Origin of the sequence: Bacteroides sp. 1001302B_160321_D4 (assembly GCF_015667765.1) — a bacterium.
GTDB lineage: Bacteria > Bacteroidota > Bacteroidia > Bacteroidales > Bacteroidaceae > Bacteroides > Bacteroides xylanisolvens.
Genome location: NZ_JADPLO010000008.1, coordinates 98,145 through 109,862, shown reverse-complemented (window position 1 = coordinate 109,862; position 11,718 = coordinate 98,145). Strand labels below are relative to the sequence as shown.

Sequence of the window (11,718 nt, the reverse complement as noted above, 5' to 3'; positions counted from 1 at the left end):
TATCACTATTTTTGTACGAAATTAAAATGAACGATAACATGGAAATCGAAACACATCCGCTAGAACCATTTCTCCCAGCGAAATCAAAATTGCTTATGCTGGGCAGTTTCCCGCCACAGAAAAAAAGATGGTCGATGGATTTTTATTATCCAAACCTAAACAATGACATGTGGCGTATATATGGAACCTTATTCTTTAATGATAAGAATCATTTTCTGAATTCGACACTAAAATCGTTTTGTCGTGAGCAAATCATAGACTTTTTGAACGAAAAGGGAATTGCCCTGTTTGATACCGCTTCATCCATCCGCCGGTTGCAGGATAACGCATCGGATAAGTTTCTCGAAGTAGTGGAGGCTACCGATGTAGCAGCATTGCTGCGACAACTTCCCGAATGTAAAGCCATCGTCACTACGGGGCAAAAAGCAACGGACACTCTCCGGCAGCAATTCGAAATAGAAGAGCCGAAAGTAGGCGATTACTCCGAGTTCGTTTTTGAAGGACGCGCCATGCGGCTTTACCGGATGCCTTCATCATCAAGAGCATATCCACTGGCGTTGGACAAGAAAGCAGCCGCTTACCGGATTATGTTTCAGGATTTGCAGATATTGAGGTGAGGTTTAAGTAGTAAGTATTAGGTATCAAGTATTAAGTATTAAGTGTTAAGTATTAAGTGTTAAGTATTACATAGTAAGAATTAAATTATAAATGAATATGGCAACATTATTTTTGCAGTACCCGGCATGCAGCACATGCCAGAAAGCCAAGAAATGGTTAACAGAAAATAACATTGAGTTTACAAACCGATTAATTGTAGAAGAAAATCCTACAGTTGAAGAATTAAAAGCATGGATTCCACGTAGCGGTTTACCGGTGAAGAAATTCTTCAACACGAGTGGATTAGTATATAAAGAGCTGAAACTAAGCGAGAAGCTGCCTGCTATGAGTGAGGAAGAACAGATAGCACTCTTGGCAACGAACGGTAAATTGGTGAAACGTCCATTGGTAGTGACAGACAGCTTCGTTCTGGTCGGTTTCAAGCCCGATGAGTGGGAAAAATTAAAATAATTCAAAACTTATTTACCCGAATGTTTGGAGATTCAGAAGTTTCTACTACCTTTGCAGCCGCAAACACGGGAGTAGCTCAGTTGGTAGAGCACCGGTCTCCAAAACCGGGTGTCGGGAGTTCGAGCCTCTCCTCCCGTGCAGAGTTAAATAGCTGTAAACGATAAGTTTATGGCTATTTTTCGTTTTAGGTCAGACGAATTTCGGACGAAATTAATTATAGTGACGGTATCCGGCAAAGATAGTGACGGTATACAACAGTGATAGCGTCACTATCCCGAGCATATACCGTCACTATTATTTTCTAGGATTATCTATCTGGAATTGTACGTTTATTCATATCAGTGAATATTACGCATAATAATATGATGTACATTTCCAATGACTCCTGTTTGCTTTCCTAGTTCTTATTTGTTCTTTCCAATCCTTTAGCAGCCTCAACCAAACGAATGAATTCTCTTCTATATCCTTTATCATCATTATTCAGTCCCTGTTTGGCCAGATCAATCACTTTGTCGTAACTGGCATTTCCTTTAAAGTCAGACTCCCGAAGTAACTGTCCGAACATAGCCACTGCAGAAGCAAAGCGGAAATCGGAAGAAACATTATTTCCTTTATTATCTACGAAAGGAAGTTCCATTTTCTTGCTGACATCTTTATCCGGAGCTTTATAACGCAGTTTCACAGTCAGGAGTTCATTAGAGCCTGTCGGCTTCACGGACACTTTCTCTTTCTTCTGATATTTCAAGTCGTCTATTTTACCTACATATTCATTCTTTACTCCCGTAGGAATCACTTCGTAAAAGGCAGTCACTGTATGTCCCGCACCCATATCTCCAGCATCTTTAGCGTCATTATTAAAATCCTCGTCTTTCAACAGACGACTTTCGTAACCAACCAGACGATATGCCTGCACTTGGGAAGGATTAAATTCGACTTGCAGTTTGACATCTTTTGCCACTGTATGCAGTGTGGCACCGAACTCGCCTACCAAAACACGGTTGGCTTCCTGCAAATTATCTATATAAGCATGATTGCCATTTCCCTTTTCAGCCAACACCTGAATCTTCTTATCTTTATAATTGCCCATGCCATAACCCAGTACGGTAAGGAATACTCCACTCTTGCGCTCTTTTTCAATCAATTGTTCCAATCCTTCAGCGGAAGAAACGCCCACATTAAAATCACCATCGGAACAAAGTATGATACGGTTATTGCCGTTAGAGATCAGATTCTTCTTGGCTATTTTATACGCTAACAAGATACCTGCACCACCTGCCGTAGAGCCACCCGCCGTTAATTCATCTATCGCTTCGCGAATCTTCTGTTTGTCGCTACCCGGAGTTGCTTCCAGTTTCACACCGGCACTACCTGAATAAGTCACAATCGCTACTTTATCTTTATCACGTAAGTTATTTACCAATAATTTGAGAGATGACTTCACCAAATCCAACCGGTTGGCTCCCCACATAGAACCGGAGACATCAATCAGGAATACCAGATTGGATGCAGGCAGATTATCCGTCGGGATTTCTTTTGCTTTCAGCCCGATACGTACAAGACGGTGATTTGTATTCCAGGGACAAGCTCCGGATTCCATGGTAATTTTCACAGGATCACTTCCTGTCGGCTTCGGATAATCATAAGAAAAGTAGTTCACTAATTCTTCTGTACGGATAGCATCAACCGGAGGCAGTTCACCTTTATTGATAAAACGACGCATATTACTATAAGAAGCGGCGTCTACATCAATAGAGAAAGTAGAAAGCGGAGCATCCGACACACTCTTGAAACCATTCTCCTGAAACTCTCCGTATTCTTCCGCATTTGCAGCATCATACATGATTCCCGGAGTCGGACATACTGCCATATAAGCAGTAGACATCACTTTTGCAGCTCTTGTCTCATGGCCGTATCCTACCACCACACATTCTTCCAATACCAGTTCGTCAGCTTTCATCTTCACATCCAGCGTGGCCGATTTTACCACCCTTCTCTCTTGCTTATACCCGATATACTGGAACAACAATGTTTCCCCTTTCTTAGCATGAATCGTGTACTGACCTTTCATATTCGTTACTGTACCTTTCGTAGTACCCTTTATCTGTACCGAACAGCCGACAAGCGGAGTTCCATCCTTTGCATCCGTCACAGTACCCGACACGATAATAGCTTGCGCGTTCACCATCCCTAAAGAAACAACTGCCATCAGCAGTACGAGCATCATCGCTCTGAATTGATTTGTTTTCATAACTTCATTATTTAAAATGTTACTAATAGTTCGCTTTTACTATAGAGATGCAGATTTCACACTGATTCCATAAATAACTTGAACTTTTTTTTATCCGGCAGAAAAAAAGAGTCCTTTCAAAATTCTCCCTCATTCCTTTGCCACTCATCAGATGATGTGTATATTTGCGAATCATAAACATATCACAAATATGAAAAACGAAGTCGATGGAAGGCGGGAAATAGCCTCGCGAAACACGGGCTGGGCTAATAACATTGCCCGCAAACTAACTCGTTGGGGGGTCACTCCCAATCAAATTTCCATGATGAGTGTATTCTTCGCTATGGTAGGTTGCCTCCTGCTGATTGGCACAGTTATTTATCCCGACTTCAATAAATATGTAGCCTATATCCTGTTCATCGTTTGTATGCAGTCGCGGTTGCTTTGCAACCTGTTCGATGGGATGGTTGCCATTGAAGGAGGAAAGAAAAGTGCCAACGGAGATCTTTATAACGATATGCCCGACCGTTTTGCTGATGCATTGTTCATCATTCCCGTCGGGTATGTAGCAGGTGGATTCGGAGTCGAATTGGGATGGCTGGGCGCCCTTCTTGCTGTTATGACAGCTTATTTCCGCTGGATAGGAGCCTATAAAACACATCAGCATTTCTTTAATGGTCCGATGGCCAAACAACACCGCATGGCATTGCTGACGCTGACCTTTGTAGTCGCCACCTGCACCATCCATTCAGGATACGACCGGATGGTATGCTTCATCGCTCTAATCATTATCAACATCGGTCTTATCGCGACACTGATACATCGCCTGTACCTCATGTCACACACAACAAACACTGAAATAAAATGAAAAATCTACTGGATAAAATATTCCCTACACTAAGCGATGAGTTGATTATTGTCATCTCGCTTATCATCGGACTGCTTGTTACGGCAAGCCTTATTCTTTTCCTTGTAAAAAAGATATCTCCGAAAACAAATATCAGCGAACTCGCCGCACGCACGCGCTCATGGTGGATCATGGCGGGTATGTTTATCGGTGCTGTATTTATCAGCTATAACATTTCTTATTTCTTCCTTGCCTTTCTCTCTTTCATTGCTTTCAGAGAACTTTATTCAGTATTGGGATTCAGAGAGGCAGATCGCGGAGCACTGTTTTGGGGCATACTGGCTATCCCCATTCAATATTATCTGGCTTACCTTGCCTGGTATGGAGCATTCATCATCTTCATTCCGGTAGTCATGTTCCTCGTATTGCCTTTACGGCTGGTTTTAAAGGGAGACACACACGGAATCACCAAGTCGATGGCACTCTTGCAATGGATTCTGATGCTTTCCGTATTCGGTATCAGCCACCTCGCTTATCTCCTGTCGCTTCCTGAACTACCGGGATTCAGTTCCGGAGGACGGGGTCTGCTGTTGTTCCTTGTATTCCTTACGGAAATCAATGACATCATGCAATTTATCTGGGGCAAACTTCTCGGACGGCATAAGATTCTTCCGAAAGTAAGTCCGAACAAGACATGGGAAGGTTTCCTGGGCGGTGTCATCAGTACCACTGTCATTGGTTACTTCCTCGGTTTCCTGACTCCCCTCTCCGCTCCCAACGTTATTCTGGTTAGCGCCCTCCTTGCGATTGCCGGCTTCTCGGGAGACGTGGTCATCTCCGCTATCAAGAGAGATAAAGGAATTAAAGATATGGGGAACAGTATTCCCGGTCATGGAGGAGTATTCGACCGGATAGATTCGCTGTCCTACACTGCTCCTGTATTTTTTCATTTAGTTTATTACATTGCATATTAAACGGAGAGAATGGAAAAAAGAGTCATGCAAGCTGCTGCCATGCAGATTATATATAAAGGTGTTTTCCAATGGTTCCTGAAATTAATCGTAGGGGTTCAGTTCACCGATTGCCGCTTCCTTAAAAAAGAAAAGCAATTCATTATCCTTGCCAACCATAACAGTCACCTGGACACCCTAAGCCTGTTGGCTTCCCTACCCGGCGAACTTTTGTGGAAAGTCAAACCCGTAGCAGCAGAAGACTATTTCGGGAAAACCCGCTTTCAGGCTTCTATCAGCAACTTTTTCATCAATACGCTTCTTATCAGAAGAAAAGGGGAAAAAGATTCGGAGCACGATCCGATCCGTAAGATGCTTGAAGCCATTGATGCCGGATATTCACTGATTCTTTTTCCGGAAGGAACCAGAGGGAAACCGGAGCAGATGGGAAAAATAAAATCCGGCATTGCCCGTATCCTGTCGCTACGACCTGAAGTGAAATATATTCCTGTATTCATGACCGGTATGGGACGCTCTTTACCCAAAGGAAAGATGATCCTGTTGCCATACAAAGCATCTATCTATTATGGTATGCCCACTTTGGTAAAGAGTACGGATACACATGAAATATTAGAGCAGATAACAGGTGATTTTGAAAGAATGAAAGAAAAATATCAAGTTGTTATCGACGAAGAAGAGGAATAGATGTTGTTTTTCAAAAGAAACATATCGAAACTATCGGACGAGGAATTACTGATACACTATACGAAGTCCGGCGATACGGAATATTTCGGTGAATTATATAACCGATATATCCCGTTACTGTACGGGCTTTGCTTGAAATACCTGCATGATGAAGACCGGGCACAGGAAGCAGTCATGCAGTTGTTTGAAGATTTATTGCCTAAACTGGGAAATTATGAGATAAAAGTTTTCAAGCCATGGCTCTACCGGGTGGCGAAGAATCATTGCCTGCAACTTTTACGGAAGGAAAATAAAGAAATTCCGTTAGATTATACGGTTAATATTATGGAATCTGACGAATTTCTGCATCTATTAAGTGAAGAGGAAAGTTCGGAGGAACAACTGAAGGCATTACATCACTGTCTCGAAAAGTTGCCCGAAGAACAACGGACCAGTATTACGCGTTTCTTTCTGGAAGAGATGTCGTATGCCGACATTGTGGAACAAACCGGATTTACTCTGAACAATGTGAAAAGCTATATCCAGAACGGAAAGCGAAATTTAAAAATTTGTATCAAGAAACAAGCCCTATGAAACTATTGGACTACATACGAGGACTCCGCAAAGGAAAAGAGGCACACCGACTGGAACGAGAGTCGATGCAGGATCCTTTCCTGGCCGATGCTATGGATGGTTACAGCCAAGTGGAGGGAAATCACGAACAACAGATCGAGAAACTGCGGATGCAGGTTTCAGCTCATTCGGCAAAGAAAAAGAACACCCGTGCTATCACTTGGAGCATCGCTGCCTGTCTGGCTATCGGATTCGGTATCAGCAGTTATTTCCTGTTCCTGAAAAAGAGTATGACGGACGAAGTGTTCATTGCCAAAGAGAGTGTTTCCTCCAAGTTGGCTGAACCCGCAGTTCCGCCCACTCCGGCCATTCCTGCAACTCCAACAGTTCCGGCAACTCCACAAAAGGAAATCGCATTGGCTACCGCAAAGGTAAAAACAGATTCCACTCCTGCTTCCGAAGATTCCACTCCTGTTTCCGAAATTACTGCAAGACAAGCGGATAAGAAAGATATGATTGCCAAAATCCAAGCGACTTCCCAACCACAACAAGGTGTACCTGTGGCAACTGTGCCGGTGATGGAGGAAGTGTCGGAAGAGACTGCCGCATTGCAAGAAGTAGTAGCAACGATGGATACTTTCGAATCTGAATCTGATAAGAAAATGAAGTTGGCTAAGGTAGCGACTATCCTTCCTCAAAAGAATATGATTAAAGGGAGAGTGACCGACGAAAAAGGAGAACCGCTTATCGGAGCCAGTGTGACATATAAAGGAACGAATATCGGAACCATCACAAATATGAATGGAGAATTTTCGTTAGTCAAAAAGGATGATAAGAAACGATTGACAGCGGAGTATATCGGATATAATCCGGTAGAAATCCGGATAGATACCAGCCGGACGATGCTCATTGCCATGAACGAAAACAAACAGGCACTTAACGAAGTGGTGGTAGTGGGATATGGCGCTAAGAAAAATAAGAAGTCAACAACCCTCGGAAGCGATGCGAAGGTTAAGGAACAGGCAGAGAAAGAGATCACTCCGCAACCTGTCATCGGTAAACGTAGCTATCAGAAATACCTGAAAGAGAATCTCGTTCGTCCAACGGATGATAACTGTAAAGATATTAAGGGGGAGGTAGTCCTTTCTTTCTTTGTTGATGAAGAAGGAAAGCCACAAAATATCACTGTTATTCATGGATTATGTGAATTCGCTGATAAAGAAGCCATCCGGCTTGTCAAAGAAGGGCCTAAGTGGACAAGTGGAAAACTCCCGGCAAGAGTAACAGTACGATTCTGAACTTAATAAATACCAATAAGAAGGCACATTTGTGCCAACACAGTGGCACAAATGTGCAAACAAGGTGGCATTGTTGTGCCAACCTATTGGCATAGTAATAACAACACAAAGCCTATCTTAAATCAGTTCGTAACTAGCCATCTGTATTGGCATATCCAAATTATGAAGCACTTTCTCCAATAGAATACCCTCGCGGTTATCATATTCATACCCGAAAGTGGCACGAATACCTTGCAGGATAAACTGTGTGGCACGGTCCAATGCCATCGGCAGACTGTCTCCCTGCATCAAAGAGCCGGTGATGACACTTGTAAAAGTATCGCCCGTGCCGGGATAATGTGCAGGCAGATAAGGGCAGGTCACTTTCCAGTAGCGGTTTCCCTGACGGTTATAAGCATAGACAGATGTTTTATGAGGCTCATCATGTACAGGAACACTGGTGATGATAACCACTTGCGGACCTTTATCAGACAAAAGACGAAGATATTCTTTCAGCTCTTCATCCGTGTTATCTGCTTTATAGGGTTTATCCAATAAATAAAACAGTTCCGTCAGATTGGGGGTAATCACATCTGCTTTCGTGATTAAATGGCGCATCTCTTTTATCATCTCTCCATCAAAGTTGGTATACAACCGTCCGTTATCTCCCAACACCGGATCGGCAACGATCAGGCTGTCCGGCCGACGAAAGTCCCTGATAAAATCAGAAACAATCTGAATTTGTCTCGGAGAACCCAAGTATCCGGTATAGATAGCGTCGAACTCTACCTCCAGTTTCTTCCATTGGGCAATAATCTTCGGCATTTCGTCCGTCAGGTCGAGGAAGGAGAAACCGGGATATTGCGTATGATTGGATAACACAGCCGTAGGAAGCGGACAGACTTGAAAACCCATGGATGAAAGAATAGGAATGACGACGGTCAGAGATACGCGCCCCATTCCCGAAAGGTCATGGACGGCGGCTATTTTCTTTACTTTATTGGCATACATATAATTTATAATTAAACGTTTTACTACTCTTATCCTACAAATTCATTTATCTACTATGGACAAACAGAAACAGATATCCTATTTACATCAAAGGAGATTCGACTATATTCTCCCAAAGACTCTATTACATCCGATGGAAACCGGACTTTATCCAAACAGAGCCTCTATTTACATCAAACGGAAGCTCTGTTTATATGAAACAAAGGCTCTATTTCTTATCAATAGAGCCTCTGTTTTTAAGCGTCAACGGAGTCTCCATTTCGTTTGTACTAACAAATATAAAACTCCATTGTTTTGAAACCAAATTTATTTTAGAATAATCAACACGGAAACATTAGGTTAATATCACTAACACGTCCCGTGCCCCATGCGCTCCCATCACTAAAGCCTGCTCAATATCAGCAGTCTTTGACGGACCGGAGATGAACGTTCCGAACTGATATTCCTGTCCGTCCAGTTCGCGGTAGGCGTCATACATGGTATCTACAATTTTATTCCGGTCGAGCAGAATGACCAACTTCTCCGAGATAAAATAGATCGCTTTATATTTTACCGTCTGCGGTATCCAGATGGCTCCGTTTTCGGCTACTCCGATTTCTCCTTTCACTACGGCAACATCTGTGCCGTCCAACTCTTTCGGATCATCCAAATTATCGGGATTGAACGTAGCACAGGAAATATCCGGCAATACGGAAGCAATGCGCATAGCATCCGGGTAAGTCCGTCTTATGACTGTATTCACATCTTCCCCTTCACCCAATACAACTGCCGCACCACCCACTGCACGGCTGATTGCACAGAACTGCTCTATCCTGTCAGGATATGACAATCGTTTCATATCCGCAATATCCGGTTTATCATAACGCGTCTGCGTATGCTGGCGGATGCTGGCTAATATATCTTCTCTACTGCTCATTTGGATTCCTCCTTTCCTTGTACTTTGTTTTTCTTCCACATTTCATTGAACGACTCGCTGGCAAATTCCGGCAGTTCACGCCCCTTTCCCCAATCGTCGAGATCGTTGTATTTCATGAAACGAGGCAGGCTATTTACCACCGGGGCTGCCCACAAGGCTGCGTTGAACAATGCCGGACGCTCCATCAGGAACTTCATACCACCGGACATGATCTTCTTTCCCGTATTGGCTTTCCCCAGTCCGTCCAAATCCTGACGCCATTTGTAAATCTGTTCTGCCAAATCTACTTTCACCGGACAGACATCGGAACAGGACATACACAGAGAACAGGCTGAAAGATTATCATAATATTTCTCCGGAGCGTGAGCCATACCCAAGTTGATGCCAATAGGTCCGGGGATGAAGTACGTATAAGAGTAGCCTCCACTCCGGCGGTACACCGGGCAGGTATTCATGCACGCACCACAACGAATACAGTTCAGTGTCTTGATATGATCGGGCTTGGACAGTAAGGCACTCCGGCCGTTGTCTACGATGATAATATGATATTCACCGCCTTCGCGGGGACGACGGTAATGAGAAGTATATGTTGTCACCGGTTGTCCGGTAGCCGAACGGGCGAGTAATCGGGTGAACACACCCAATGCGTCCAGATCCGGGACGATCTTTTCCATACCGAAAGCGGCAATGTTCAGTTTCGGGTAGGAAGTACCCATATCGGCATTTCCTTCATTGGTGCAGACCACAATGTCACCGGTTGAAGCGACGGCAAAGTTGGCGCCTGTCATGGCGGCTTCGGCATTGAGGAAGAGATGGCGCAGGTTCTTACGTGCGGCATGAGTCAGGTAGGTAGGATCAAAGTTTCCCTTTTCCGTGCCCATCTCCTTTTCGAATAGTTCGCCTACCTGTTCCCGTTTGATGTGAATGGCGGGCAGTACAATGTGGCTCGGTTCGAGATGCATCAGTTGCAGGATGCGTTCGCCCAAATCGGACTCTACAACATCGATGCCCCGCTCCATCAGGAAAGGATTCAATCCACACTCTTCGGCGAGCATAGATTTGCTCTTGATGAAATGGTGGACGTTATGCTCATTCAGTATTTCGTAGACGATGGCGCAGTATTCATCGGCATCTTTTGCCCAATGTACGATGGCGCCGTTGGCGGTAGCATTCTTCTCAAACTCCAGCAGAAGTTCTTCGAGGTGGCTGTTGGAGTATAGTTTCAACTCGCAAGCCTTGTTGCGCAACTCTTCCCATTCGGGAACTTCCTTGCTCATCTTGTCCCTTTTGGCACGGACCATCCAAAGGGTTTCGTTATGCCATGCTGCCATCTTGCTGTCCTGCAAGAACTTTTCGGCAGCCTTTGAATGTTTTGTACTCATGATTGCGACGCTAGAATTTCTACAATATGGATAATCTGAATAGGCAGATGCTCCCGTTTGATGACACCTTGCATGTGCATCAGGCAGGAACTGTCCGCTCCGACAATATACTCGGCTCCGGTAGCGATATGATCTTTTACCTTATCACGCCCCATGCAGACGGAGACTGCCTGCTCTTCCACCGCAAACATTCCGCCAAAGCCGCAACACTCGTCAACATGGCTGGGCTCGAATACTTCGATACCTTCTACCAGATTAAGCAGGTCACGCAATTTATTGTAATAAGGGATGTTCAGTTCGGTGGGAGCGGAAATCAACAGTTCGCGAACCCCATGACAGCTATTGTGAATACTGACTTTATGAGGAAAGCGTGCAGGTATTTTGGAAGGTTTCAAGACATCGTGAATGAACTCACAAATATCATAAATCTTTCCCGCACTCTGACAAACATGTCCTTCTTTTTCCAGAATGCCCGGATGATTCTCTTTCACAAATGCCACACAACTGGCGGAAGGGCCGACGATGTAATCGTATTCACGGAACAGATCGTCAAAACGGAGTGCCAATTTCATCGATTCATCTTCAAAACCGGCATTTGCCATCGGTTGTCCGCAACAAGTCTGATCCAACGGATAATCGACGTCTACTCCTAAACTTTTCAATAGTCTATACGATGCCACTCCCACATTGGGGTAAATAGCATTGATATAACAAGGAATAAACAAACCTACTTTCATACTATATTTTGTAATAATTTAAGCTTCTTCCGCATCACCCGTCTAT

Annotated in this window: 12 protein-coding genes and 1 tRNA gene; 8 read left to right on the top strand and 5 right to left on the bottom strand. The window is 44.0% G+C overall.

Translation table 11 applies throughout. The annotated features are described in order from the left end of the window. The first annotated feature begins 38 nt into the window (after nucleotides 1-38). The 3 genes from KFO40_RS05380 (at nucleotide 39) to KFO40_RS05370 (ending at nucleotide 1,206) form a co-directional block, all read left to right on the top strand. Entirely contained in the window at nucleotides 39-617 is a 579-nt protein-coding gene (locus tag KFO40_RS05380) for a uracil-DNA glycosylase family protein (protein WP_055235875.1), read from the top strand. A 97-nt stretch (nucleotides 618-714) separates the two neighbouring features. Beyond that, nucleotides 715-1,068: an arsenate reductase family protein gene (locus KFO40_RS05375; protein ID WP_004308288.1), complete on the top strand. Its 354-nt coding sequence runs from the start codon at nucleotides 715-717 to the stop codon at nucleotides 1,066-1,068. 65 nt (nucleotides 1,069-1,133) lie between these two features. After that, a tRNA-Trp gene (locus KFO40_RS05370) sits at nucleotides 1,134-1,206 on the top strand. 259 nt (nucleotides 1,207-1,465) lie between these two features. Here the strand turns inward: KFO40_RS05370 and KFO40_RS05365 are convergent. Continuing rightward, nucleotides 1,466-3,316, bottom strand: coding sequence for a vWA domain-containing protein (locus KFO40_RS05365; protein WP_211146161.1), 1,851 nt, complete (start codon nucleotides 3,314-3,316; stop codon nucleotides 1,466-1,468). A gap of 190 nt (nucleotides 3,317-3,506) precedes the next feature. On the opposite strand from KFO40_RS05365, the gene KFO40_RS05360 reads away from it, so the two are divergent. Genes KFO40_RS05360 through KFO40_RS05340 form a run of 5 tightly spaced genes read left to right on the top strand, consistent with a single transcriptional unit; the run spans nucleotide 3,507 to nucleotide 7,647 of the window. Further along, the gene (locus KFO40_RS05360; RefSeq protein WP_211146160.1) at nucleotides 3,507-4,163 is read left to right on the top strand and encodes a CDP-alcohol phosphatidyltransferase family protein; all 657 of its coding nucleotides are present in this window, start codon (nucleotides 3,507-3,509) and stop codon (nucleotides 4,161-4,163) included. After that, nucleotides 4,160-5,116 carry a phosphatidate cytidylyltransferase gene (locus tag KFO40_RS05355; RefSeq protein ID WP_004325080.1) on the top strand — a complete coding sequence of 319 codons (957 nt, stop codon included), beginning with the start codon at nucleotides 4,160-4,162 and terminating at the stop codon, nucleotides 5,114-5,116. Before KFO40_RS05360 ends, KFO40_RS05355 begins: the two co-directional genes overlap by 4 nt. 24 nt (nucleotides 5,117-5,140) lie before the next feature. Continuing rightward, complete coding sequence (locus KFO40_RS05350; protein ID WP_211146163.1) at nucleotides 5,141-5,797, top strand: lysophospholipid acyltransferase family protein; 657 nt, start codon at nucleotides 5,141-5,143, stop codon at nucleotides 5,795-5,797. Next, nucleotides 5,798-6,370, top strand: a complete 573-nt coding sequence (locus tag KFO40_RS05345) for an RNA polymerase sigma factor (protein ID WP_004325078.1) — start codon at nucleotides 5,798-5,800, stop codon at nucleotides 6,368-6,370. It abuts the gene before it with no gap. Then, the gene (locus tag KFO40_RS05340) at nucleotides 6,367-7,647 is read left to right on the top strand and encodes an energy transducer TonB (RefSeq protein ID WP_211146159.1); all 1,281 of its coding nucleotides are present in this window, start codon (nucleotides 6,367-6,369) and stop codon (nucleotides 7,645-7,647) included. Before KFO40_RS05345 ends, KFO40_RS05340 begins: the two co-directional genes overlap by 4 nt. Nucleotides 7,648-7,764: 117 nt before the next feature. On the opposite strand, the gene KFO40_RS05335 is transcribed toward KFO40_RS05340, so the two are convergent. The 4 genes from KFO40_RS05335 to KFO40_RS05320 all read right to left on the bottom strand — a co-directional run bounded on the left by KFO40_RS05335 (nucleotide 7,765) and on the right by KFO40_RS05320 (nucleotide 11,672). Then, complete coding sequence (locus KFO40_RS05335; protein ID WP_004304792.1) at nucleotides 7,765-8,637, bottom strand: pyridoxamine kinase; 873 nt, start codon at nucleotides 8,635-8,637, stop codon at nucleotides 7,765-7,767. A gap of 334 nt (nucleotides 8,638-8,971) precedes the next feature. Then, the gene (locus KFO40_RS05330) at nucleotides 8,972-9,553 is read right to left on the bottom strand and encodes a lactate utilization protein C (RefSeq protein WP_004316182.1); all 582 of its coding nucleotides are present in this window, start codon (nucleotides 9,551-9,553) and stop codon (nucleotides 8,972-8,974) included. Then, a complete protein-coding gene (locus KFO40_RS05325; protein WP_004316181.1) occupies nucleotides 9,550-10,935 on the bottom strand; it encodes a lactate utilization protein B in 1,386 nt (461 codons plus the stop codon). Before KFO40_RS05325 ends, KFO40_RS05330 begins: the two co-directional genes overlap by 4 nt. Next, complete coding sequence (locus KFO40_RS05320; RefSeq protein WP_211146158.1) at nucleotides 10,932-11,672, bottom strand: (Fe-S)-binding protein; 741 nt, start codon at nucleotides 11,670-11,672, stop codon at nucleotides 10,932-10,934. Before KFO40_RS05320 ends, KFO40_RS05325 begins: the two co-directional genes overlap by 4 nt. Nucleotides 11,673-11,718 lie beyond the last annotated feature (46 nt).

Excerpts from the sequence above, each read along its gene's own strand:
- KFO40_RS05380 (WP_055235875.1), top strand. The coding sequence starts at position 39 with ATGGAAATCGAAACACATCCGCTAGAACCATTTCTCCCAGCGAAATCA.
- KFO40_RS05375 (WP_004308288.1), top strand. The coding sequence starts at position 715 with ATGGCAACATTATTTTTGCAGTACCCGGCATGCAGCACATGCCAGAAA.
- KFO40_RS05365 (WP_211146161.1), bottom strand. The coding sequence starts at position 3,316 with ATGAAAACAAATCAATTCAGAGCGATGATGCTCGTACTGCTGATGGCA.
- KFO40_RS05360 (WP_211146160.1), top strand. The coding sequence starts at position 3,507 with ATGAAAAACGAAGTCGATGGAAGGCGGGAAATAGCCTCGCGAAACACG.
- KFO40_RS05355 (WP_004325080.1), top strand. The coding sequence starts at position 4,160 with ATGAAAAATCTACTGGATAAAATATTCCCTACACTAAGCGATGAGTTG.
- KFO40_RS05350 (WP_211146163.1), top strand. The coding sequence starts at position 5,141 with ATGCAAGCTGCTGCCATGCAGATTATATATAAAGGTGTTTTCCAATGG.
- KFO40_RS05345 (WP_004325078.1), top strand. The coding sequence starts at position 5,798 with ATGTTGTTTTTCAAAAGAAACATATCGAAACTATCGGACGAGGAATTA.
- KFO40_RS05340 (WP_211146159.1), top strand. The coding sequence starts at position 6,367 with ATGAAACTATTGGACTACATACGAGGACTCCGCAAAGGAAAAGAGGCA.
- KFO40_RS05335 (WP_004304792.1), bottom strand. The coding sequence starts at position 8,637 with ATGTATGCCAATAAAGTAAAGAAAATAGCCGCCGTCCATGACCTTTCG.
- KFO40_RS05330 (WP_004316182.1), bottom strand. The coding sequence starts at position 9,553 with ATGAGCAGTAGAGAAGATATATTAGCCAGCATCCGCCAGCATACGCAG.
- KFO40_RS05325 (WP_004316181.1), bottom strand. The coding sequence starts at position 10,935 with ATGAGTACAAAACATTCAAAGGCTGCCGAAAAGTTCTTGCAGGACAGC.
- KFO40_RS05320 (WP_211146158.1), bottom strand. The coding sequence starts at position 11,672 with ATGAAAGTAGGTTTGTTTATTCCTTGTTATATCAATGCTATTTACCCC.